The organism is Streptomyces sp. NPDC048361, assembly GCF_040651795.1.
Classification (GTDB): domain Bacteria; phylum Actinomycetota; class Actinomycetes; order Streptomycetales; family Streptomycetaceae; genus Streptomyces.
This window is the reverse complement of the sequence record NZ_JBEZKW010000005.1, coordinates 44,503-66,321: the sequence shown is the minus strand read 5'-3', so window position 1 is coordinate 66,321 and position 21,819 is coordinate 44,503. Positions and strand designations below refer to the sequence as shown.

Sequence of the window (21,819 nt, the reverse complement as noted above, 5' to 3'; positions counted from 1 at the left end):
CCGCCGCCGCGCTCCGCCGCCGACCGTGCCCCCATCCGGCCGCCGGCCGATGCCGCCCGGCCGCCGCGCCCCACCCCGCCGACCCCGCCGATCCCCGCCTCAGGACGCCCGCGCCAGGGCCCGGATCTCCGCGCCACCGGGGACCCGCTCAGCCACCGACCATCCGAACTCTGGAGTGATCGCATGCCGGCACCCGACCGATACCTCTACCGAGCCGCCTCCGGCCGTCCCTACTTCAGCTCCGACGGCGGCGAGACCTACCTCGCCCGCACCCCGCTGCGGAACATCGAGAAGACGCGCCCGCTGCGCGTGCTGTCCGAGGACGACTTCGCGTTCTGGCAGACGTACGGCTACGTCATAGTGAAGGAGGCGATCCCGGCCACCGCCGCCCAGCGACTCCTCGACTTCACCTGGGACTTCCAGGGCCTCGACCCCGAGCGCCCCGAGACCTGGTACGACGAGAACCGGTCCTTCGCCTCCGAGCTCGAACAGCACCTGCACGTCTACGGGTTCGTCGAGGCGTACCACCACCAGCTCCTGTGGGACAGCCGCCAGACGCAGCGGGTGTACGACGCGTTCGCCGACGTGTGGGACTGCGAGGAGCTCTGGGTCACCCTCGACCGGCTCAACCTGAACCCGCCCAACGTCAAGGACCGCGACCGCGCTCACATCGAGCCCACCGACACCGGCTTCGACATCGAGCTGCACTGGGACGTCGACACCACGCTCGGTGTGCTGCCGCAGCGTGTCCAGGGCATCATCGCGCTCAACGACACCCAGGACGACCACGGCGGTTTCCAGTGCTCGCCGGAGCTGTTCCGCCGGTTCGAGGAGTGGAAGGTCGCCCAGCCCGGTGACCGCGATCCGATCAGACCGGGCGCCGACCGCACCGAGTTCCCCGTCGTGCGGCCCGAGCTCAAGGCCGGCGACCTGCTGATCTGGAACGGCCTGCTCGCGCACGGCGTCGCCCGCAACACCTCCGACAACGGTGTCCGAGCGGTCCAGTACCTCTCGATGATGCCCGCGCTCGAATCGGACCACGAGGTGCGCAAGTCCCGCGTCGAGTCCTGGCGCAGCCTCAGCACCCCGGACTGGAACAAGACGCTCGTCGGCGACGCCCGGCGCCACGAGTCCCTCCGGTACCCCACCGCCTCCCTGAACGACCTCGGCGCGAAGCTGCTCGGCCTCGAATCGTGGGGGACCGCCGGGCCCGCCGCCCCGACCGAGGAGCCCGCGTGCGACGCATCTGCCTGACGCTGCCGACCAACCGGGCCTGCGCCGCCACGATCGCGGCGGTCCACGAGGAGGCGGCCCACGCCGTCACCCACTTCGACGTCGAGGTGCACCTGCTCGTCCTGGACTCCTCCGACCCAGCGAGCCGAGCCGAACACGCCCGCACCGTGCGCGAGTTGGCGCCCGTGCCCGGGATCGTCGTGCACCACCTCGACGAGGCGAGGCAGCGCGACTTCCTGCAGCGCGTCATCGAGCGCGCCGGCCTCACCAAGCCCGACCTGGTGCTCGACCTCATGCTGCCCTCCGACGTGTCGTACGGGGCCTGCACCAACCGCGCGTTCCTCATCGCGAGCGCGCTGGGCTGCGATTCCGTACACCGCAGGGACTCCGACAGCAGCTACCAGATCCTGGACGGCGAACCCGTCCACCCCATCCACCACGAACTGCTCTCCCTCGGCAAGCGCGCCGTGGACGCCGTGCCCGGCGTCACCCGGACCCGGCTCGACCCGGCCGACGTCTCCAAGCCGGTCGCGATGGTCGGCAGCTCCTTCGTGGGCGAACTGTCCGTGGACATCGGGGAGATCCGGGAGCTCGACCCCGAGATCTACTACGAGGTGGTCGGCCTGTGGGCCGAGGCCGGCACCCCGCCCGAGCAGCGCCGCGAACTGGTCGACGACTCGTTCGTCGGTGCCGGCACCGACCCCTTCACCCACGACGAGTCGACGCTCGGCACCCCCGACATCTGGCGCGTCGACATGTGCAACATCGGCCTCGACCACGAGGTCTACGAACGCGTCCCGCTGCCGCCCGCCACCAGCACCATAGGCAGCGACTACTTCCTGCTCCACCTGGTGCGCGACGCGACACTGCCCGGCGTGGTGCACAACCGGCACATCGTGAACTACTACACCCCCGAGCGGCGTACCGGCCCCGGATTCACCGCCTACCAACTGCGGTTCACCAAGTTCCTCCTGTCGATGCTCTACCTCTACCCCGTCTACACGGCGATGGAGGAGGCGCGCGGAGCGCTGCTCGACGAACACCACCACGTACGCGCCGCGACCATCGCCGACCTCGCCGCGAAGGCCGCGTCCACGGACCGCTCCGAGAACATCCGCAGACTCGACGTCCTCGACCACTGCTACCGCCAACTGGGCGCCAAATACGCCGAGTTCGCCGATCATCTGCTGCCGCTGCGTGAACGGCTGCTCGCCGAGGCGCAGGCCGACATCGAGGACTTCGCGCTGCTCATCGAGGCGTGGGGGCCCCTGGTGGCGGCCGCTCGCTCCGAGCGTCCGGTACGGGGTGTCGAGGATGCGTGAGAGCACGGCCATCCGGGCGGCCCTCGCGGCCGCCACCGACGACCGGATCTTCTTCGACCTCGACGGCATCGAGGGCCAGTACGCGGCGCTGCTGCGCGAACTCCCGGGCATCTCGGTCCGTTTCGCCATGAAGGCGTGCCCCGTGGACGAGGTGCTCGCCTGCCTGGCCCGGCAGGGCGCGGGCTTCGACGCGGCAGGACCCAACGAGATCGAGCAGGCCCTCAGGACCGGGGTACCGCTCGACCGGATCCACTACGGCAACACGATCAAGTCGGACGAGAACATCGCCGACGCGTACCGCATGGGCGTACGCGACTTCGCCACCGACAGCATCGAGGACGTCGCGGCGATCGCCCGGTACGCGCCCGGTTCACGGGTGTTCTGCCGCCTCGCCACCAGCGGCGAGGGCGCGCTGTGGGGCCTGAGCCAGAAGTTCGGCTGCTCGGCCGAGGACGCGGTCCGCGTCCTGGAGGCGGCCCGTGACGCGGGCCTGATCCCGTCGGGTCTCTCCGTGCACGTCGGCTCGCAGCAGATGACGGCGGAGGCCTGGCGCGACGCGCTCGACGACCTGACCGACCTGGTCGTGGTGCTGGGCGGGCGCGGCATCCTCCTCGACCGGATCAACCTCGGCGGCGGCCTGCCCGCCCTCGGCTGCCTCGACACGTCGGGTCGTCCCCTCGACCCGCCGATGGACAAGATCTTCACCGTGCTCCGTGAGGGCATGGAGCGGCTCCGCGCGGAGTCGGCGTCGCCCCTGGAGTTCCTGATGGAACCCGGCCGCCACCTGGTCGCCGACCACGGCGCGATCCGGGCCCGGGTGGCCCGGCTCACCGCCCGGACAGGCCCTGGGAGCACCGGTGCGGACGAGCGCCGGCACTGGCTGTATCTGAGCTGCGGCAAGTTCAACGGCCTGTACGAGATGGACGCGTTGCAGTACCGCCTGGAGTTCCCCGGCCACATCGAGGGTGACCGCGTCTCAGCCGTGGTGGCCGGCCCCACCTGCGACAGCGACGACGCGTTCGACCACGAGGCCGGCCTGGTGCGGGTCCCCGCCGCGGCCTCCTCGGGGGACCCCGTCTGGATCCACTCCTGCGGCGCCTACGCCGTCGGCTACACCACCCAGGGCTTCAACGGCTTCGACCCGCTGCCGTACACGTGCATAGGAGGCTCGCAGTGACATCCCAGCCGGTGACCGCGCCGGACGCCCCGCTCATCCTCGACCCGGACGTCGTCATCCGCCCACTGGCCGAGGACGACTGGGACGCGATCGTCGCCCTCGAAGCGGATGCCTACACCGAGGACGGCCTGTCCGAGGGCCGCGCGGCCTTGAAGTCCCGTTACTTTCCCGGGACTTGCTTCGTGATCGAACACGAGGGGCGCGTCGGCGGCTACCTCCTCGCCCTGCCGTACCCGCCGCTCACCAGCCCGGACCTCAGCAGGGCCGAGGAGGGCCCCGCATCGCCGGCCTCCCGCAACCTGCACGCGCACGACCTGGTGATGGCCAAGGAGTTGCGCGGCCGGGGCCTGGGCCCCCGCCTGCTCACCCATCTCCTGCATGCAGCAAGGGAGTTGGGCTTCGACCACATATCCATGGTGGCCGTGCGAGGGGCCCATGTCGTATGGGCACCGCTGGGCTACCGCCCCCACCCCGAGGTCGAACTGCCGTCGAGTTACGGCGCGAACGCGGTGTACATGTCCATGGAAGTAGGCTAAATCCGTATGTTCGGCGCCCTCGACGCATACCGTCGGTCGCAGGTGGCGATCGCCGCCCTGTTCTGTTGTCTCGGCTTCCAGTACGCCACATGGGTCTCGCGGATCCCCGCGCTGAAGACGAGGCTCGACCTGTCCGAGGCGGAACTCGGGCTGCTTCTGATGGTCTGCGGGGCGGGCGCGGCGGTGTCCTTCCCGCTGGTGGCCACCCTGACCCGACGGCTGGGCTCGCGGCGGCTCGCGGTGGTCTCGGCGCTGGGTCTCGGCGCGGTCCTCCTCGCGCTCTCCGTCACGCCGGACTACCCCGTCACGCTACTCATCGTCTTCTGCGACGGGGTCGCGGTGGGGTGCCTGAACGTCGCGATGAACGCGCAGGCGGCGGCGCTGGAGGTCACGTACAAGCGCACGACGATGGCCCGGATGCACGCCACGTTCAGCGCGGGCTCGCTGTTCGCGGCACTACTCGCATCCGGAGTGACGTCACTGTCCTCCGCCCTGCCGGCCCACTTCGGCGCGGCGGCGGTGCTGGTGGTGGTGCTGGTACTGGCCGCGCGCGGCGGCCTGCTGCGGGAGACCCCGGAGCCCGTACGGTCGGACGAGCCCGCCGAACCGAAGCGGCGCGGGCTGACGCTCCCCACGCGGGTGACGATATGGATGGGCCTCGCGATGGCGTTCGGCACGGTGACCGAGGGCGCCATGAACGACTGGTCGGCGCTCTATCTGAAGGACAGCGCGGGCGCGGCGGCGGAACTCGCCCCGCTGGGCATCGCTGTCGTCTCGGTGATGATGGTGCTGGCCCGTCTCTTCGCGGACGGCTGGCGCACGAAGTGGGGCGACGACCGCATCGTACGGGCGGGCAGCGCGCTCGCCGGGACGGGCCTCGCGCTCGCGTTGCTGGCCGGGGGAGTGGTTCCGGCGCTGATCGGGTTCGCCTGCGTGGGCCTCGGCATCGCGGCGGTGACGCCGTGCGTGTACGTCGCGGCGGCCCGCCAGGGCTCGGACGCGCTGGCGCTGGTCGCGGCGATGGGGACGACGGGGTTGTTGGCCGGGCCGGCGGTGATCGGGTTCATCGCGAACGGGACGAGTCTGGCGTGGGGAATGGGGGCGGTGGCGGCGTCGGCCCTGCTGGTCTCGCTGTGCGCGACACGGATCCGCTTCCCGCAGCTGGCCCGGGTGTAGCCCGCCACCCCGGCCCACGACGGGACGAGCTCCCCGTTTGCACCCCGGCCCAGGACGGGACGAGCTCCCCTTTGCGGCCCGGCCCGGCCCGGCCCAGGACGGGTGAGCGGGCGGCGCCTTCAACCGCGTTTTCGTCCGCGGGCGGTGGTGGGTCGCCCGCGCAGTTCCCCGCGCCGCTGGGGGTGGACGGTTCGCTTTTTGCCTGCGGGCCGTGCTGGGTGGCTCGCGCAGTTCCCCGCGCCCTGGGGGGTAACGGGCCCGGTTTGCACGAGCGGCCCGTCGCGGAGGCGAGGGGCGCGGGGAGCTGCGTGGCCCCGCGCCCGGGGTTCGCTAGAGCCCCTGCCACACCGGCTTGTTGGCGAAGGTGTGCCGGAAGTACGGGGCCAGCTTCAGCTTGGACGCCGCGGCCTCGTCCACGACAACCGTCGCGTGCTGGTGCAGCTGGAGCGCCGAGGCGGGCACCACCGCGGCGACCGGCCCCTCCACCGTCTGCGCCACCGCTTCCGCCTTGCCCTCACCCGTCGCGAGCAGCACCAGATGCCGGGCCTCAAGGATCGTGCCGATGCCCTGCGTGATCACGTGGTGCGGCACCTGGTCGATGTCGTCGTCGAAGAAGCGCGCGTTGTCGACGCGGGTCTGCTCGGTCAGCGTCTTGATCCGCGTGCGCGAGGCGATCGATGAGCAGGGCTCGTTGAAGCCGATGTGCCCGTCGGTGCCGATACCCAGGATCTGGAGGTCGACCCCGCCGGCCGAGGCCAGCGCCAAGTCGTACGCCTCGCACGCCGCCTGCACGTCATCGGCGGAGCCGTCCGGGCCGATGAAGGAGTCGGGGCCGAGCCCGAGCGGCTCGACGACCTGGCGAATCACCGTGGCCCGGTAGGACTCGGGGTGCCCGGCGGGCAGCCCGACGTACTCGTCGAGCTGGCACACGCGGGCCCGCGAGACGTCGACGTCACCGGCGGAGACCTTGGCGGTCAGCGCGTCGTAGATCGGGATCGGGGTCGATCCGGTGGCCACGCCGAGCAGCGCGTCGGGCTTGCGTCGCCACAGGGCGGCGATCGACTCCGCGATGAGCTCGCCGCCTGCCTTGGCGTCCGGGACGATGACAACTTCCACGAGGGCCTGCCGATCTGGAGACGTGAAACTACAACGGACGTGGTATAGACCAATCTAGCAGAGTGGCAGCCCCTCCGGCGGGCTGTCGCGCCGCTCCCATGGTCGACCGGCGGGGTGACCGGAACGCATGCGGAGGCGGCCATTCGGAGGCACGGCCCCCCCGGGCATTCCCACCACGTCAAGCGGGCAGCCTGGTCGCGAGACGCCGCCTCGCCTGCCCCCTAGGCGATCGCCCCGCCCGTGGCGTCCAGCCACTGCCCCGTAATCCAGCGAGCGTCGTCCGATGCCAGGAACGCCACCACATCGGCGATGTCGGACGCCTCGCCGACCCGGCCGAGCGGAGACATCGCCGCCGTCGCCGCCCACGCCTGCTCGTCGGCGCGCAGCCACTCCGCGTTGATGTCGGTGTCGACGACCCCGGGCGCCACCGAGTTGACCGTGATCCCGCGCGGCCCGAGGACCTTGGACAGGTTCCGGGTCAGGACGTCGAGCGCGCCCTTGGTCATGGCGTACGTGAGCGTCTGCGGCATCATCGCGGCGCGCGCCAGTCCGCTGGATATGTTGACGACGCGCCCGCCGTCGCGCAGCCGGGCCAGGCCGAGCTGCGTCACGAAGAATGGCGCCTTGGTGTTGACCGCGAAGAGGCGGTCGTACGTCTCCTCGGTGACCTCCCCGAACGGCACGGGCCACCCGATGCCCGCGTTGTTGACCAGGATGTCCACTCCGTCGGCCTGCCGGTCGAAGGTCTCCCACAGGGCCGCCGCGTCCCCCGGAACCCCCAGCTCCTGGCCGACGGTGAAGGCCGAACCGCCCGCCGCCTCGATCGCGGCGACCGTCTCCTTCGCCGCCACGTCGTTCGTGGCGTAGTGCACGGCCACCCGTGCCCCGTCCCGGCCGAGCCGCTCGGCGATGCCCCGCCCGATGCCCCTGCTGCCGCCCGTGACCAGCGCCGTCTTTCCGTCGAGCGAGCCCATGGCCGCGCCCCTTCCGCCCCGATAAGTTCTGTAGCGGTCGCTACGGAAACAACGTAACACGCTTTCTTTAGCGGGCGCTACAGAAGGGGTAGGATGGTGGCATGGCGACGAAACAGCGCGGGCGGCCCCGATCCTTCGACCGGGACACGGCTCTGGAGCAGGCCACGATGGAGTTCTGGCGGCGCGGCTACGAGGTGACTTCCATCGCCGATCTGACCCGGGCCATGGGCATCGGCGCGCCCAGCCTGTACGCCGCCTTCGGGGACAAGCAGGCCCTCTTCGAGGAGGTCTTCTGCGGCTACCAGGCCACCCACGGGGCCTTCGCGACGCGGGCGCTCACCGAGGAGCCGACCGCGCGGGAGAGCGTCGCGCGGCTGCTGCGCGAGGCCGCCGCCGAGTTCACCGACCCGGCGCACCCCTACGGCTGCATGGTGATCAGCGCCGCGGCCAACTGCACGACCGAGGCCGTCAGCGACGCCCTGCGCGAGCAGCGCACCGCAGGCCTCGGCGCGATCGAGACCCGGATCGCCGCCGACATCGAGGCGGGCCGGCTGCCTGGAACCACCGACGCGGGCACCCTCGCCCGATTCGTCGCCACGGTTTTCCAGGGCATGTCCCAGCAGGCCAGGGACGGCGCCACCCGCGCCGACCTCGAAGCGGTCGCCGTGGCGGCCATGACCGTCTGGCCCGGGGCGCCGACGCTACGCCCCTGAGGGTTGCGCCCCCGATGCCGGCACGGAATATTGCGTCGTGCACATGGATGGACAGGGCAGAATGGTCTAGTCCACAATGAACACATCAGACTTCCGCCCACCCCGCACAGGCGGGCGGAACCGAGGCCCCGGCGCTCTCTGCCCTGACCGCGCCGTGACCTCTCTGTGAAGGCCGAGGGGACCGCACACCCGTCGGCCGGCAACCGGGCTGCGGTGCCCGGACGGGTCGAGGGTCCCGTCCCGGCGCCGCGGCCCGCAGTCATTTCCGCCGGTGGACGCGGGTACGCTCGCACCGTGCCCTCCATGAACGACCTCGTACGCCAGCACACCGCTCTGAGTGAGTCCGACCTCGAGTGGCTCCATCTGCTGGTCTCGGAGTGGCAGCTGCTCTCCGACCTCTCCTTCGCCGACCTCGTCCTGTGGGTCCCCACCCTGGACGGCACCCGCTATGTGTCGGTCGCCCAGATGCGCCCCAACACCGGACCCACGTCCTACCAGGACGACATGGTCGGCCATCTCGTCCCGCGCGGCCGGCGCCCGCTCCTCGACGCCGCGCTCGACGAGGGCCGTATCGTGCGTGAGGGCGACCCGGAGTGGCGCGAGGAGGTTCCGGTCCGCGTCGAGTCGATCCCGGTGCGCCGGGAGGGGCGGGTCCTCGGCGTCATCGCGCGGAACACCAACCTGCTCACCGTCCGTACACCCTCGCGGCTCGAACTCACCTACCTCCAGTCCGCGTCCGACCTCGCCCAGATGATCGCCGCCGGCTCCTTCCCCTTCCCGGGCCAGCAGGTCGACATGGACGCGTCGCCCCGCGCCGGCGACGGCCTGATCAGGCTGGACGCGGACGGCATCGTCCAGTACGCCTCGCCCAACGCGCTCTCCGCCTACCACCGGCTCGGCCTCGCGTCCGACCTGGTCGGCCAGCACCTGGGCCAGCTCACCGCAGAGCTCGCACCCTCGCGCGGCCCGGTGGACGAGGCCATCGCCAAACTCGCCAGCGGCTATGCGCCCCGCGAGGCCGAGGTCGAGGGCGATGACGGGGTCATCCAGCTGCGCGCCATTCCGCTCAAGCCGAAGGGGACGCGCATCGGCTCGCTCGTCCTGCTGCGCGACGTGACCGAACTGCGCCGCCGCGAGCGGGAGTTGATCACCAAGGACGCCACCATCCGGGAGATCCACCACCGGGTGAAGAACAACCTCCAGACGGTGGCTGCCCTGTTGCGCCTCCAGGCCCGCCGGATGGACTCCGACCAGGGCCGCGAAGCGCTCAACGAGGCGGTCAGGCGCGTTGGTTCGATCGCCATCGTGCACGAGACGCTGTCTCAGAACCTGGATGAGCGCGTCCAGTTCGACGAGATCGCCGACCGGGTGCTGGCCATGGTCGCCGAGATCTCACCGGGCAAGATCGAGTGCCGTCGCACCGGCCGCTTCGGGATACTCGACGCGGAAGTCGCCACCCCGCTGTCCATGGTGCTCACCGAGGTGCTGCAGAACGCACTTGAGCACGCCTTCGTCCCCGGAGACCAGGGCTCGGTCGAGGTCGCGGCGCTGCGCGGCGGCACCCGCGAGGACGCGCGGCTGCTGATCACCGTGCGGGACGACGGCCGGGGTCTGCCCGAGGGCTTCGACGCGCAGCGCACCGGAAATCTGGGCCTCCAGATCGTACGGACCCTGGTCGAGGGCGAGTTGGGCGGAAGCTTCGACATGGTGCCGGCACCGGAGCGCGGCACGAAGGTCGTGCTCGACATCCCGGTGGGCCCCGAGAAGTAACGCGTACCCGACCTTCACCGACGTACACGGTCCTCATCGCCGTACTCGACCCGCCCCCATCGCCGTACTCGACCCGCCGCGACCGTATGCGGCGCGGCGTACACAGCAGCGAGCCCCGAACCATGAGACACGGTTCGGGGCTCGAATGCTGTGGGTTGTTACTGCTGCGCGCTGCGGCTCGGGGGGCGGTGAGTGCGTACGCTCTGTACGCGCCGCGCGAAGCTAAGGCAGGAAGTGGGGGCTCAGGCGGTCGCGTTGCGCGCCCGGTTGCGAGCGGCACGGCGCTTCATCGCGCGGCGCTCGTCCTCGCTGAGGCCACCCCAGACGCCGGAGTCCTGGCCGGACTCGAGCGCCCACTGCAGGCACTGCTCCATGACGGGGCAGCGGCGGCAGACGGCCTTGGCTTCCTCGATCTGCAGCAGCGCAGGACCGGTGTTGCCGATGGGGAAGAACAGCTCGGGGTCTTCCTCACGACAAACGGCGTTGTGACGCCAGTCCATGGCTGCTACCTCTCTTTGTGTTACGTGCGGGGGGTGCTTGTGAATGTGAACGCTTTCACGAATCCCTCAACAAGGGAAGGGCCATCTTCCAGTTGGACTGGTGGTGGTCCTGGTTTTGAGGAGGGGTTCTGGCTTTCAGTGGAGGCCGGTGTTGCGGGCCGTCCCGATCGCCATGTAGAGATTCGCAAACCTCGGCGGCGGATACAACCCCTTCAGGAAAGTTTTTTTGGATTCCTCGGTGTCGACTGGGTCACAGTCGTACTTCCATGGGGTGGATGCCAGCCTAAACGTTCGAGTGAAAGGACTTTGGGCCCTTCCACTCACACAATCACACGCAGTGCACGGCGTACGCCTGTGAACGCGACGCTAGTACGCAGGCCCAGGTGGTCACCGTCCATCTGGAACGGGAGCGGGGCCTTGGAATGCAAGGTGAAGTCCGTCAAGTCGTGCAGTGATACGGCGTGCTTGCCGCGCGGACCGCGATCTGGCGTGGAAGTGAGCAACTGGGTCGCGTAACGGGTCGCCGACGGTGTGGTCATCCGGGTCAGCGCCAGGACGTCCAGCGCCGTCTCGAAGGAGGCCTCGGTGGACGCGTACAGCGGACGATTGCCCAGGTAGGTGTAGGGAGAGGTGTTGCAGACTATCGACAGGACGAGATCCTCGACCGTCTCCACGTCCGGCCGCTCCAGCGTGATCTGGCCGTGTCTGCGGTGGGGCTCGCCGAAGAACTGGCGCGCCACCTGGCGCAAATAGAGGGCGTGCGTCGAGCGCTTTCCGCGCTCCCGCTGCTGTTCGACCCGGCCCACCACACCCGCGTCGAATCCGAACCCGGCACAGAAAGTGAACCAGCGTTCGGGAACGCCCTCGTCCACGCTGCCCGGCACCCCGGAGGCGAGCCCCAGGCTCACCGTCCGGCTCCGTTCCTCGCGCAACGCATCCAAAATGACACCGGTCGACTCCACAGCGTCATTGGGGAGGCCGAGGGCGCGCGCGAAGACATTGGTCGAGCCGCCGGGGACCACCGCGAATTCCGGGAGTTCGGGACTCGGGCCGTTGTGCAGCAGCCCGTTCACGACCTCGTTGACCGTGCCGTCGCCGCCGAGCGCCACCACGAGATCGATGTCACTGCTCTCGGCGGCCCGCCGCCCGAGGTCCTTGGCGTGCCCCCGGTACTCGGTGGTGACCGCCTCCAGCTTCATCTCGCTGGCGAGCGCGTGCAGGAGGACGTCACGCGTGCGCGCACTGGTGGTGGTAGCCGCCGGGTTGACCACGAGAAGTGCACGCATGGGCGCCAGCCTACCTACCGGGGGGTATCGGGACGTACGTGGGCCGGACCGGCCGGCCCTCCGAGAGGCCCGACGGCTCCGGGCTACCCTGGCGGGGTGAGTACAGAGCAGACCTCCGAAGCCCCCGTCGGACCGCGCCCCGGCCGGCTGACCGCCGCGGCCGCGCTGTCCGCGCTCGAAGGGCTCGCCCTGGTCGCCGGTGGCCTCTTCATGCTCGTGATGGGCCTGACCGGCAAGCCGGACCGGCCCACCCAGGCCGAGACCGGCGGGGTGACCCTCGTGGTCCTCGGCCTGATCCCGCTGATCGCCGCCCGGGGCCTGCTGCTCCGCCGCCGCTGGAGCCGGGGCCCCTCGATGATCACCCACATCATGGCGCTGCCGATCGCCTGGATGTTCCTGCGCTCCGACGGCGCCCCGTGGATCCCCGCGGGCATCGTGCTCGCGGCGGTGGCCATCACGGCGCTCGTCCTCCTGGTCAACCCCGCCACCACCGAGGCGCTCGGCATCCGCGGACCGGTGCGCGACGCCTAGTCCCACGTAGATGCGCGACGTCCAGCCCCCATGGGGGACACGGCTGCGGGGCCGGAGGCAATGCCTCCGGCCCCGCAGCCGTAGGTGATGAGGCGCGCGTCTACTCCTCCACGAGCAGCCGCTCCCGCAGCTGCGCGAGCGTGCGCGCCAGCAGACGTGAGACGTGCATCTGCGAGATGCCGACCTCCTGCGCGATCTGCGACTGGGTCATGTTGCCGAAGAAGCGCAACAGCAGGATCCGCTTCTCGCGCGGTGGAAGGTCTTCGAGGAGCGGCTTGAGCGACTCGCGGTACTCGACGCCTTCGAGCGCCTCGTCCTCCGCGCCCAGGGTGTCCGCCACCGCCGGCGACTCGTCGTCCGTGTCCGGCACGTCGAGCGAGAGCGTGGAATAGGCGTTGGCCGACTCCAGGCCCTCCAGGACCTCTTCCTCGGAAATGCCGAGCCGCTCGGCCAGTTCGTGCACCGTCGGTGAGCGGCCGTGCTGCTGGGAGAGCTCCGCGGTCGCCGTGGTCAGCGCGAGCCGCAGCTCCTGGAGCCGGCGCGGCACCCGCACCGCCCAGCCCTTGTCGCGGAAGTGCCGCTTGATCTCGCCGACGACGGTGGGCGTCGCGTACGTGGAGAACTCCACGCCCCGCTCGGGGTCGAAGCGGTCCACCGACTTGATCAGACCGATCGTGGCGACCTGGGTCAGATCGTCGAGCGGCTCACCCCGGTTGCGGAAGCGCCGCGCCAGATGCTCGACCAGCGGCAGATGCATCCGTACCAGCCTGTTGCGCAGCTCGGCCTTTTCCGGCGAGCCCTCGGGCAGCTTGCGCAGCTCGACGAACATCACCCGCGCCCCGCTGCGATCATGTGGATCGTGGTGCCTGTGCTCGATGTGCTCGCTCATAAAGGCCGCCCGCTCTGCCTGCTCCGCCGCGTACAAAAGGCCATCTGGGCCGTCCACAGGGCTGTCCACCGGGTGCGGCCGGGCCTGCTGCTCCGGGATGTCCGCGGAGCGCGGCACGTCGGGGATGCGCTCGTCGTCCCGCACCGGACCCTCCCCGCTCACGCCGGTCCGGGTCCCGCGCCGCGCTGTTTGTACAGGCTGATGGAGACCGTACGGTCGTCGGCCACGGAGGAGTCGACCTTGCCGGCCAGGGCGGAGAGCACCGTCCAGGCGAAGGTGTCACGCTCCGGGGCCCGGCCGTCGGTGGTCGGGGCCGCGACCGTGACCTCCAGTGAGTCGTCGACGAGGCGGAACACACAGCTCAGCACGGAGCCCGGTACGGCCTGCTGGAGCAGGATCGCGCAGGCCTCGTCGACCGCGATGCGCAGATCCTCGATCTCGTCGAGGGTGAAGTCCAAACGTGCCGCGAGGCCGGCCGTGGCCGTACGCAGCACTGACAGGTAGGCACCCGCGGCCGGCAGCCGGACTTCTACGAAGTCCTGATTCCCGGGCTCGCCTGCGATCTGGGACACCCTCACCTCCAAGGTGGCACAAAGCTCTGTCGGGGCCCGGGGAGGGGAGAAGTCCCGGGCCGTGGGTACGGGGTCCGTACCTGGACTGGCGACGCTATCGCGATCCATGGTGCCCTGTCGCCGGAAGCTCTCCCGGCGGCTGTCACTCATGGTAAGCCTATGAGTACGGACAGTGGCTAGAGGTTTGCAGTGCCCAATTGCTGTGAACCGGGACCGGGTTGACGTACCCAGGCACCGGGGCGTCGAACCCCCGCCGTCACACCAGCAGTCCGTCGACGAAACACCAGCGCCAGCTCTCACCGGGCTCGAAGGTCCGCATCACCGCGTGCCCGGTCTCCTTGAAGTGGGCCGTGGCGTGCTGGTTGGGCGACGAATCACAGCAGCCGACGTGACCGCAGACCAGGCACAGGCGCAGCTGGACGGGGTGCGTACCCTCCTTCAGACACTCGGGGCAGGTGTCGTTCAGCGGGGACGGCTCGGGGCGCGGCAGTTCTGCAACGTGCGGACACTCGCTCATGATGGCCAGGTTACGACGGAGCGCCCGGCGCGGGTGAGTGGGGACGGACGGTCTGATGGATGCATTGCCGCTGGTGGCACTGATCGCGGCGAGCGCGGCGGTCGCGGGAGGGGCGCGCAGGACACCGGTGCCGGCGCCGCTGCTCCTGGTGGCGGTGGGGCTGATCGGGGCGTACGTGCCCGGCGTCCCCGCGTACACCCTCGACCCGCACATCGTGCTGCCGCTCGTACTGCCCCCGCTGCTGCACACGGCGGCGCTGGAGAGTTCCTACCTCGATCTGCGCGCCAACCTGCGGCCGGTGGCGCTGCTCTCCGTCGGTTACACCCTGTTCGCGACGGTGGTGGTCGGCTACCTCGCGTATCTGCTCGTGCCCGATCTGCCGATCACCGCGGCGCTCGTGCTCGGCGCGGTGATCGCGCCGCCCGACGCGGTCGCGGCCACCGCCATCGCGCGCCGGCTGCGGCTGCCCAGCCGCATCACCACGATCCTCCAGGGCGAGTCCCTGGTGAACGACGCGACCGCGATCACCGCGTACAAGGTGGCGCTCGCCTCGGCCGTCGGGGCGGGAGCCACCTGGGGCGGCGGGCTCAAGGAATTCGCGCTCGCCTCCGTCGGCGGCATCGGGGTCGGACTCGTCCTCATGCTGCCGATCCACTGGCTCCGCCGCCATCTGCACGAGGCGCTGCTCCAGAACACCCTCTCGCTGCTCATCCCGTTCATCGCCTACGCGGCGGCGGAGCAGGTCGGGGCGTCGGGGGTGCTCGCCGTCGTGGTCGTCGCGCTCTACCTCGGACACCGCTCCTGGCAGGTCGACTTCGCGACCCGGCTTCAGGAGGAGGCGGTCTGGAAGATGGTCGCCTTCCTTCTCGAATCGGCGGTGTTCGCGCTGATCGGGCTGCAAATGCCGGTGGTGCTCAAGGGACTTGGGGAGTACGGGGTCGGCGAGGCGGTCTGGTACGCGGTGGGGGTGTTCGCTCTGGTGGTGGCGGCCCGGTTCGTCTGGGTCTTTCCGGCTACGTTCCTGCCGCGCGCGCTGTCCGAGAAGGTACGGAGCCGGGAGCCCGAGGTCGACTGGACGGCGCCGGTGATCGTGGGGTGGGCCGGGATGCGCGGCGTGGTCTCGCTCGCCATCGCCTTCTCCATCCCGCTGACCATGGAGGACGGTTCGGCGTTCCCCGCGCGCAACCTGGTGCTCTTTTTGACCTTCACGACGGTGATCGGCACGCTCGTCGTGCAGGGCCTGACCCTGCCGCCGCTGATCCGGCTGCTCAAGCTTCCCGGGCGCGACGCCCAGGCCGAGACGCTCGCCGAGGCGCAGGCCCAGAGCGAGGCCTCACGCGCGGCCGAGGCCCGCCTCGACGAACTGCTCACCGATGAGCGCAACGCCCTGCCGCCGCCGCTCGCCGCGCGGCTGCGGACGGTGCTTGAGCGGCGGCGCAACGCGGTGTGGGAGCGGCTCGGGGCGGTCAACGAGGCGACGGGGGAGTCGGCGGACGACACGTACCGTCGGCTTTCGCGCGCGATGATCGAATCGGAGCGGGAGGTGTTCGTTTCCCTGCGGGATGCTCGGCGGATCGATGACGAGATGATGCGGACGTTGCTGCGCCGGCTGGACCTGGAAGAGGCCGCGGCCTACCGCGAGGGCGAACCCTGACCCCACCCCTTGGGGCTCCGCCCCAGACCCCGTTCGCGCCTGAAGAGCGCTCGTCCTCAATCGCCGGACGGGCTGAGGTGGCCCCTGTCGGCCAGGGCCGAGCGGTTAGGTGGGTTGAGGGGGCCCTGTCGGCCGGGGTCGAGTGGTAGGGCGGGTTGAGGGGGCCCTGTCGGGCGGGGCCGAGCGGTCAGGGGTGGCCCGTGATCACCGCTGTCACCCGCGCTCCGCGCGCGAACGCTCCCTCCTGCGCCAAGCTGACCAACCCGTACAGCAGCTTCGCCACATACACCCGCTCCACCCCGACCCCGTGCCGCTCCTCGAAGTCCCGCGCGAACGCGTCGAGTTCGCGCGGGACACGTGCGTACCCGCCGAAGTGGAAGCGGTCCTCCAGGGTCCAGGTGCCGCGGGGGCCGCCGAAGGCCGACTGTTGGAGGGTGCGGATCTCCGAGGTCAGGAAGGCTCCCTTCAGGACCGGTACGCCGATCGCCCGCTGGCCCGGGGCGAGCCCGGCGGCCAGGCCGGCCAGGGTGCCGCCCGTGCCGCAGGCCACCCCGGCCACGTCCGTGACCCCGCGCAGCTCCTCGCCGAGCGCCGTACAGCCGCGTACCGCCAGGGAGTTGCTGCCGCCTTCGGGCACGACGTACGCGTCACGGCCGAGCAGGTCGAGGAGGTCCGCCAGCACGTCGGGCGAGGACTTGCGGCGGTAGGTCGCGCGGTCGACGAAGTGGAGCCGCATGCCGTCCGCGGCGCACCGGGCGAGGGAGTCGTTGAGCGGGCGGCCCGCCAGTTCGTCGCCCCGGACGACGCCGATCGTGGGGAAGCCGAGGAGACGCCCGGCGGCCGCGGTCGCCCGCAGGTGGTTGGAGTAGGCACCGCCGAAGGTGAGGACGGGCCGGCCGGCCGCCGCCCGAAGGTTCAGCACGAGCTTGCGCCATTTGTTGCCGACCAGGTCCGGGTGGATCAGGTCGTCCCGCTTGAGGAACAGCCGCACCCCGTGCCGCGCGAAACGCTCGTCCACCGCTTCCTCCAGGGGGGAGGGCAGGCGGGGGGCGAGCGTTTCGGGGTTCATGCGTCCATTGTCACGTCACCACGTCTCACGCACAGGGTCACTTCAGCCGCTCGTGCACGCGTTCGCGCAGCCAGTCCATGGTGAAGCCGCGCGGATCGACCTTGCCGACCTGCCACTCCTTGTGACCGATGACGGAACGCTCGGTCCAGCCGTAGTGGCGGCACACGGCGGCCGCGGCCTTCTCGATCGCGTCGAGCTGCGCCTGGGGCCACGGGTCCTCGCCGTCGCCGAGGTTCTCGCACTCGAAGCCGTAGAAGTGCGTGTTGCCGTCGGTGTCGTTGCGCACCGGCGGCGGCAGCCGCTTCTCGGCGATCACCGCGCGCAGCACGTCCGCGTCACCGGCCCCCGCGTGATTGGCGCGGCCGTTGCCGACGAGGTGTACCCGGCCGTCCTTGGTGATCACGCCGTGGCAGAGCGGGCCGGGCAGTGACTCGTAGCCGTCGTAGCAGAGACGGACCGTGGCGTCGGATCCGTGCGTGGCGGTGTGGTGGATGACGACGCCGTTGATCGGGCCCCAGCCGCCGTGGCCGGCCCGGTTGTGGCTGCGCCACTGGCCGACCTCGACGACGGTGAGGCCCTCGGCGCGCAGGGCGGCGAGGAACTGGTCTGCGGACATGGGTGGGGCCATGGCCGCCTCCTTCCAGAGCGGTGCAGAACATCTCGTACCGCTTGTACCCCAACTCCCCCTATGGGGCGATCTGTTCGGTTTGGTGAGCGAGTCGATCCGGACACTCCGGACCCCCTCGCCGCCGCCGCCGTGCGCCGCGTCAGGCGTGGGCCTGCCAGAGGTCGGGGCCGAAGACCTCGTAGTGGATGTCGGCGGCGGCCACCCCCTTGGCGAGCAGCTGGGTGCGGACCGAGCGCAGGAACGGGAGCGGGCCGCAGAGGTAGGCGCGGGTGCCGGACGGGACCGGCAGCGCCGTCAGGTCGACCAGGCCGGTGCGGTCGGCGGGGTGGCCGGGCTCGGGGTCCTCGTACCAGAAGTGGGCCGCCGCGTCGGGGAGTTTGGCGGTGAGCGCCGCGTGGTCCTCGCGCAGCGGGTGCGCGGCGGGGGAGCGGTCGCCGTGCACCACGGTCACCGGCGAGCGGTGGCCGGTGGCCGCGAGCTGCTCCAGCATCGACACCATCGGCGTGCAGCCGATCCCCGCCGACGCGAGCAGCAGCGGGGCCCCGTCCGCATCGAGCACGAGATCGCCGTACGGGGCCGAGACACGCAGCGAGTCGCCCTCGCGCAGATGCGCGTGGAGGTGGCCGGAAACCTCACCGTCGGGCGTGCCCGTGACGCGACCGTCGGGCGTGCCCGTGACGCGCTTGACGGTGATCGAGCGCAGCTGGCCGCCGGGCGCCGAGCTCAGGCTGTACTGGCGTATCTGCCGCGCGCCATCGGCCAGTTCGACCTGTACGGAGACGTACTGGCCGGGTGTGAAGGCGGGCGCGGGCGCGCCGTCGGCGGGGCGCAGCCGGAAGGTGGCGCAGTCGGCGGTCTCCTCGGTGCGGCCGGCCACGGTCCACTCGCGCCAGACGTCGCCCGCGAGCACACCCCGCTCCGCGTAGAGGCGGGCCTCGATCGCGATGAGGGCGTTCGCCATCAGCCAGTACACCTCGTCCCACGCCGCGGCCACCTCGGCGGTCACGGCCTCCCCGAGCACCTCCGCGATCGCGGCGAACAGGTGCTCGTGCACGACCTCGTACTGCTCGGCGGTGACACCGAGCGAGGCGTGCTTGTGGGCGATGCGGCCGAGCATCACGTCCGGGCGCTCGTCGGGGTGGTCGACCAGGTACGTGGCGCGGACATGGAGGCGGACATGGTGGGCGCACATGGAGGCGGACATGGTGGGGGAAGGCCGGTCGGCGGGACCGGGCTGGTCCAGGCGCCCGCTCGGCCGCGGGTGTGTGCGGGCCCTGTTCGAGCGCTTCGCGGCGACTTCCCGGCTCGTCGGCACTCCAATCCCACTCGTTTGAGTAATGGCGTGTCGACTCTCCGTAATGGAAGGGTTCTCGGCGCTGCAGCTTGAAGATCGTGAGAGCGCCCAGAAGGAGTCACATGTCGGTCGAGGCAGGTCCCGAGAACCGCGCACAGCAGAGTCTCGGCACAGCCGCCGCGCGGAACTTGGCGACCACCACCAAGTCCGCCCCCCAGATGCAGGAGATCACCTCCCGCTGGCTGCTGCGCATGCTGCCGTGGGTGCAGGTGCAGGGCGGTACGTACCGGGTCAACCGACGGCTCAGCTACTCCGTGGGCGACGGGCGGATCACCTTCGTCCAGACCGGGGAGCGGGTCACCGTCATCCCGGCCGAACTGGGCGAGCTGCCCGCCCTGCGGGAGTACGAGGACGAGACGGTGCTCGGTGAGCTCGCCACCCGCTGCGAACAGCGCGAGTTCGCGGCGGGCGAGACCATCGCCGCCTCGGGCGATGTCACGGACCGCGTCTTCCTGCTGGCGCACGGCAGGGTCGAGAAGGTCGGCACCGGCCAGTACGGCGACGAGACCGGGCTCGGCTTCCTCGCCGACGGGGCGTACTTCGGCGACCAGGCCCTGGTCTCGGGCGACGCCACCTGGGAGTGCACGGTCCGGGCCACCACCGCGTGCACCGTCCTGGTCCTGACCCGGGCCGACGTGCTCAACCTCGCCGAGCGCTCCGAGTCGCTGCACGCGCACCTCACGGCGGTCTCGGGGCTGCCGGAGCAGCGCACCAACACCTACGGCGAGGCGGCGATCGACCTCTCCGCCGGCCATGTCGGCGAAGCGGTCATCCCGCACACGTACGTCGACTACGAGGGATCGCCCCGCGAGTACGAACTCTCGGTCGCGCAAACGGTGTTGAAGGTCCACAGCCGGGTGGCCGACCTTTACAACCAGCCGATGAACCAGACCGAGCACCAGCTCAGGCTCACCGTCGAGGCGCTGCGCGAGCGCCAGGAACACGAGCTCGTCAACAACCGCGAGTTCGGCCTCCTGACCAACTGCGACTACGGCCAGCGGCTCCAGCCGCACGACGGTGTACCGAGCCCCGACGACATGGACGAGCTGCTCTCGCGCCGCCGCGGCAACAAGCTCTTCCTCGCCCACCCCCGCGCGATCGCCGCCTTCGGCCGCGAATGCAACAAGCGCGGCCTGGTGCCGGAGTCCGTGGAGGTCGCGGGCAACCATGTGATGGCCTGGCGAGGTGTGCCGATCTTCCCGTGCAACAAGATCCCGGTGAGCGAGGCCCGTACGACCTCGATCATCTGCATGCGTACCGGCGAGGCCGAACAAGGCGTCATCGGGCTCCAGCAGTCGGGCATCCCGGACGAGATCGAGCCGAGCCTCTCGGTCCGCTTCATGGGCATCGACGAGCAGGCGATCATCTCCTACCTGGTCACGGCCTACTACTCGGCCGCCATCCTGGTGCCCGACGCGCTCGGCGTCCTGGAGAACGTCGAGGTCAGCCGCTGGCGGTGAGATCACGGTCCGGGGGTGTCCCCACGTGGTGTGCCCGGTCCGGGCGTGCCCCGGCGTGGTGCGCCCCGGCCCGGCGTCCGTGTCAACCGCGAGAAAGGTCACCCTAGTTGGCGATGCCGGATGCCATGGAGGGCCGTGAGGCCGTCGAGCTGCTGGCGCGGACCCGCGCCGTCATCACGCCCCACCTGCGCGCCACCGTCGAATCGCTGCCCACATCCATGCGCCGGGTCGCCCTGGACCACTTCGGCTGGGAGCGCACCGACGGCGCCCCGCCCGGCGCCCGGGCGGGCACGGCGATCCGCCCGGCCCTCGTGTTCGCCGCCGCGACCGCGTTCGGCGGCCGCCCCGAAGCGGCGGTGCGGGCGGCGGCCGCCGTGGAGCTCCTCCACACCTTCACCCTGCTCCACGACGACGTCATCGACGCGGACGCCACACGACACCACCGCCCCACCGCCCGGACCGCCTTCGGCATTCCGGACGCCGTCGTCGTGGGCGACGCGCTGCTCGCCTTCGCGCCGCGTCTCATCGCCGAGGACGGCCACCCCGCGGCGGCCGCGGCCTCGGCCCGGCTCGCCGCCTGCGTCGTCGAACTCCGCGCGGGCCGGCAGGCCGACCGCGCCTTCGAGCGCCGGGCCCCGCACGACGTCTCGCTCGACGCATGCCTCGCGATGGCGATGGCGAAGACCGGCGCGCTGCTCGGATGCGCCTGCGCACTCGGGGCGCTGTACGCCGGTGCGGGCGAGGAGGAGGTCGCCGCCATGGACGCGTTCGGCCGCGAGGCCGGGCTCGCCTTCCAGCTCATCGACGACCTCATCGGGATCTGGGGCGACCCGGGGCATGCCGGGGAACCCGCCGGCGCCGACCTCGCCGCCCACGGGAAGTCGCTGCCCGTCGTCGCCGCGCTCGGCTCGGGCACCCCGGCCGCGGTCGAACTCGCCGCCCTGTACGAAGGCGCGATGGGGGAGGGCGCGGTGCGCGAGGCGGCCGACGCGGTGGAGCGGGCGGGCGGCCGCGACTGGGCCCAGCTCCACGCCGCTGACCGGATGGCCCGCGCCGTCGACCACCTCGCGGGCGCCGTACCCGACCTCACGGCGGCAGGTGAACTACTGGCCCTGGCCGAGTTCGTCACCCGCCGCAGCGGCTGAGGCGTATGGGGGTGCCGGCGAACGCGCCCCGCCGCCCGTGTTCACTGCGCGTCAACGGCGCGGAACCTCAGCCCTACCCGATGCCCGGTCAGGCGCCGGAAGCAAGATCGTCCCGGGTGAATTCGCCGCCCGCCGCTTCGAGTTGAGTGGGTCGCGAACGTGCGACAACGGGGCGGTCGTGTCAAAGTACGCAAGGC

General features: G+C 71.1%; 20 protein-coding genes and 1 pseudogene. 11 read left to right on the top strand and 10 right to left on the bottom strand.

Annotation, left to right across the window (positions count from 1 at the left end):
• The first annotated feature begins 183 nt into the window (after positions 1-183).
• Genes AB0D31_RS04490 through AB0D31_RS04470 form a run of 5 tightly spaced genes read left to right on the top strand, consistent with a single transcriptional unit; the run spans position 184 to position 5,444 of the window.
• Entirely contained in the window at positions 184-1,254 is a 1,071-nt protein-coding gene (locus AB0D31_RS04490; RefSeq protein WP_362716857.1) for a phytanoyl-CoA dioxygenase family protein, read from the top strand.
• On the top strand, positions 1,236-2,555 hold the full coding sequence (locus AB0D31_RS04485; protein ID WP_362716855.1) for a DUF6271 family protein: 1,320 nt from the start codon (positions 1,236-1,238) through the stop codon (positions 2,553-2,555). The genes AB0D31_RS04490 and AB0D31_RS04485 overlap by 19 nt, the downstream gene beginning before the upstream one ends.
• Positions 2,548-3,732: a type III PLP-dependent enzyme gene (locus tag AB0D31_RS04480; RefSeq protein WP_362716852.1), complete on the top strand. Its 1,185-nt coding sequence runs from the start codon at positions 2,548-2,550 to the stop codon at positions 3,730-3,732. Before AB0D31_RS04485 ends, AB0D31_RS04480 begins: the two co-directional genes overlap by 8 nt.
• Positions 3,729-4,268 (top strand): GNAT family N-acetyltransferase, encoded by a 540-nt coding sequence (locus tag AB0D31_RS04475; RefSeq protein WP_362716849.1) that lies wholly within the window; start codon positions 3,729-3,731, stop codon positions 4,266-4,268. Before AB0D31_RS04480 ends, AB0D31_RS04475 begins: the two co-directional genes overlap by 4 nt.
• Before the next feature lie 6 nt (positions 4,269-4,274).
• On the top strand, positions 4,275-5,444 hold the full coding sequence (locus AB0D31_RS04470; protein ID WP_362716847.1) for an MFS transporter: 1,170 nt from the start codon (positions 4,275-4,277) through the stop codon (positions 5,442-5,444).
• A 330-nt stretch (positions 5,445-5,774) separates the two neighbouring features.
• Here AB0D31_RS04470 and nagB read toward each other — a convergent pair whose 3' ends face one another.
• Positions 5,775-6,560, bottom strand: a complete 786-nt coding sequence (gene nagB / locus AB0D31_RS04465) for a glucosamine-6-phosphate deaminase (RefSeq protein WP_362716844.1) — start codon at positions 6,558-6,560, stop codon at positions 5,775-5,777.
• Between the two features lie 221 nt (positions 6,561-6,781).
• On the bottom strand, positions 6,782-7,534 hold the full coding sequence (locus tag AB0D31_RS04460) for an SDR family oxidoreductase (RefSeq protein ID WP_362716841.1): 753 nt from the start codon (positions 7,532-7,534) through the stop codon (positions 6,782-6,784).
• 101 nt (positions 7,535-7,635) lie between these two features.
• Between AB0D31_RS04460 and AB0D31_RS04455 the strand changes: the two genes are divergently transcribed.
• Both AB0D31_RS04455 and AB0D31_RS04450 read left to right on the top strand, forming a co-directional pair.
• The gene (locus AB0D31_RS04455; RefSeq protein WP_362716838.1) at positions 7,636-8,247 is read left to right on the top strand and encodes a TetR/AcrR family transcriptional regulator; all 612 of its coding nucleotides are present in this window, start codon (positions 7,636-7,638) and stop codon (positions 8,245-8,247) included.
• A 303-nt stretch (positions 8,248-8,550) separates the two neighbouring features.
• On the top strand, positions 8,551-10,017 hold the full coding sequence (locus AB0D31_RS04450) for a PAS domain-containing sensor histidine kinase (protein WP_362717093.1): 1,467 nt from the start codon (positions 8,551-8,553) through the stop codon (positions 10,015-10,017).
• A gap of 242 nt (positions 10,018-10,259) precedes the next feature.
• Here the strand turns inward: AB0D31_RS04450 and AB0D31_RS04445 are convergent, their stop codons facing one another.
• Together AB0D31_RS04445 and AB0D31_RS04440 are read right to left on the bottom strand one after the other, a co-directional pair.
• Positions 10,260-10,517, bottom strand: a complete 258-nt coding sequence (locus tag AB0D31_RS04445; protein ID WP_004937597.1) for a WhiB family transcriptional regulator — start codon at positions 10,515-10,517, stop codon at positions 10,260-10,262.
• 320 nt (positions 10,518-10,837) lie between these two features.
• Positions 10,838-11,803: a diacylglycerol kinase family protein gene (locus AB0D31_RS04440; RefSeq protein ID WP_362716835.1), complete on the bottom strand. Its 966-nt coding sequence runs from the start codon at positions 11,801-11,803 to the stop codon at positions 10,838-10,840.
• 96 nt (positions 11,804-11,899) lie between these two features.
• Between AB0D31_RS04440 and AB0D31_RS04435 the strand changes: the two genes are divergently transcribed.
• Positions 11,900-12,334 (top strand): hypothetical protein, encoded by a 435-nt coding sequence (locus AB0D31_RS04435; protein ID WP_362716832.1) that lies wholly within the window; start codon positions 11,900-11,902, stop codon positions 12,332-12,334.
• A gap of 100 nt (positions 12,335-12,434) precedes the next feature.
• Here AB0D31_RS04435 and AB0D31_RS04430 read toward each other — a convergent pair whose 3' ends face one another.
• The 3 genes from AB0D31_RS04430 to AB0D31_RS04420 all read right to left on the bottom strand — a co-directional run bounded on the left by AB0D31_RS04430 (position 12,435) and on the right by AB0D31_RS04420 (position 14,312).
• On the bottom strand, positions 12,435-13,367 hold the full coding sequence (locus AB0D31_RS04430; protein WP_362716829.1) for an RNA polymerase sigma factor SigF: 933 nt from the start codon (positions 13,365-13,367) through the stop codon (positions 12,435-12,437).
• 14 nt (positions 13,368-13,381) lie between these two features.
• Complete coding sequence (locus AB0D31_RS04425; RefSeq protein ID WP_362716826.1) at positions 13,382-13,795, bottom strand: anti-sigma regulatory factor; 414 nt, start codon at positions 13,793-13,795, stop codon at positions 13,382-13,384.
• Between the two features lie 256 nt (positions 13,796-14,051).
• Positions 14,052-14,312, bottom strand: a complete 261-nt coding sequence (locus AB0D31_RS04420) for a UBP-type zinc finger domain-containing protein (protein WP_362716824.1) — start codon at positions 14,310-14,312, stop codon at positions 14,052-14,054.
• Between the two features lie 55 nt (positions 14,313-14,367).
• Here AB0D31_RS04420 and AB0D31_RS04415 point away from each other — a divergent pair, with 55 nt between their 5' ends.
• Positions 14,368-15,966, top strand: a complete 1,599-nt coding sequence (locus AB0D31_RS04415; protein ID WP_362716821.1) for a Na+/H+ antiporter — start codon at positions 14,368-14,370, stop codon at positions 15,964-15,966.
• 187 nt (positions 15,967-16,153) lie between these two features.
• Here the strand turns inward: AB0D31_RS04415 and AB0D31_RS04410 are convergent, their stop codons facing one another.
• From AB0D31_RS04410 to AB0D31_RS04400, 3 genes and pseudogenes are all read right to left on the bottom strand, one after another.
• Entirely contained in the window at positions 16,154-17,035 is an 882-nt protein-coding gene (locus tag AB0D31_RS04410) for a pyridoxal-phosphate dependent enzyme (protein WP_362716818.1), read from the bottom strand.
• A 37-nt stretch (positions 17,036-17,072) separates the two neighbouring features.
• Positions 17,073-17,663: a peptidoglycan recognition family protein gene (locus tag AB0D31_RS04405; protein WP_362716815.1), complete on the bottom strand. Its 591-nt coding sequence runs from the start codon at positions 17,661-17,663 to the stop codon at positions 17,073-17,075.
• A 139-nt stretch (positions 17,664-17,802) separates the two neighbouring features.
• A pseudogene (locus AB0D31_RS04400) lies at positions 17,803-18,843 on the bottom strand (FAD-binding oxidoreductase); the annotation flags it as partial.
• Between the two features lie 236 nt (positions 18,844-19,079).
• On the opposite strand from AB0D31_RS04400, the gene AB0D31_RS04395 reads away from it, so the two are divergent.
• Both AB0D31_RS04395 and AB0D31_RS04390 read left to right on the top strand, forming a co-directional pair.
• Complete coding sequence (locus AB0D31_RS04395; RefSeq protein ID WP_362716812.1) at positions 19,080-20,477, top strand: family 2B encapsulin nanocompartment shell protein; 1,398 nt, start codon at positions 19,080-19,082, stop codon at positions 20,475-20,477.
• 113 nt (positions 20,478-20,590) lie between these two features.
• On the top strand, positions 20,591-21,622 hold the full coding sequence (locus AB0D31_RS04390; RefSeq protein WP_362716810.1) for a polyprenyl synthetase family protein: 1,032 nt from the start codon (positions 20,591-20,593) through the stop codon (positions 21,620-21,622).
• Positions 21,623-21,819: the final 197 nt, after the last annotated feature.

Coding starts and splice junctions, on each gene's coding strand:
- AB0D31_RS04440 (WP_362716835.1), bottom strand. CDS start 11,803: ATGCGTGCACTTCTCGTGGTCAACCCGGCGGCTACCACCACCAGTGCG.
- AB0D31_RS04480 (WP_362716852.1), top strand. CDS start 2,548: ATGCGTGAGAGCACGGCCATCCGGGCGGCCCTCGCGGCCGCCACCGAC.
- AB0D31_RS04420 (WP_362716824.1), bottom strand. CDS start 14,312: ATGAGCGAGTGTCCGCACGTTGCAGAACTGCCGCGCCCCGAGCCGTCC.
- AB0D31_RS04405 (WP_362716815.1), bottom strand. CDS start 17,663: ATGGCCCCACCCATGTCCGCAGACCAGTTCCTCGCCGCCCTGCGCGCC.
- AB0D31_RS04455 (WP_362716838.1), top strand. CDS start 7,636: ATGGCGACGAAACAGCGCGGGCGGCCCCGATCCTTCGACCGGGACACG.
- AB0D31_RS04390 (WP_362716810.1), top strand. CDS start 20,591: ATGCCGGATGCCATGGAGGGCCGTGAGGCCGTCGAGCTGCTGGCGCGG.
- AB0D31_RS04490 (WP_362716857.1), top strand. CDS start 184: ATGCCGGCACCCGACCGATACCTCTACCGAGCCGCCTCCGGCCGTCCC.
- AB0D31_RS04415 (WP_362716821.1), top strand. CDS start 14,368: ATGGATGCATTGCCGCTGGTGGCACTGATCGCGGCGAGCGCGGCGGTC.
- AB0D31_RS04395 (WP_362716812.1), top strand. CDS start 19,080: ATGTCGGTCGAGGCAGGTCCCGAGAACCGCGCACAGCAGAGTCTCGGC.
- AB0D31_RS04410 (WP_362716818.1), bottom strand. CDS start 17,035: ATGAACCCCGAAACGCTCGCCCCCCGCCTGCCCTCCCCCCTGGAGGAA.
- AB0D31_RS04460 (WP_362716841.1), bottom strand. CDS start 7,534: ATGGGCTCGCTCGACGGAAAGACGGCGCTGGTCACGGGCGGCAGCAGG.
- AB0D31_RS04450 (WP_362717093.1), top strand. CDS start 8,551: ATGAACGACCTCGTACGCCAGCACACCGCTCTGAGTGAGTCCGACCTC.
- AB0D31_RS04470 (WP_362716847.1), top strand. CDS start 4,275: ATGTTCGGCGCCCTCGACGCATACCGTCGGTCGCAGGTGGCGATCGCC.
- AB0D31_RS04445 (WP_004937597.1), bottom strand. CDS start 10,517: ATGGACTGGCGTCACAACGCCGTTTGTCGTGAGGAAGACCCCGAGCTG.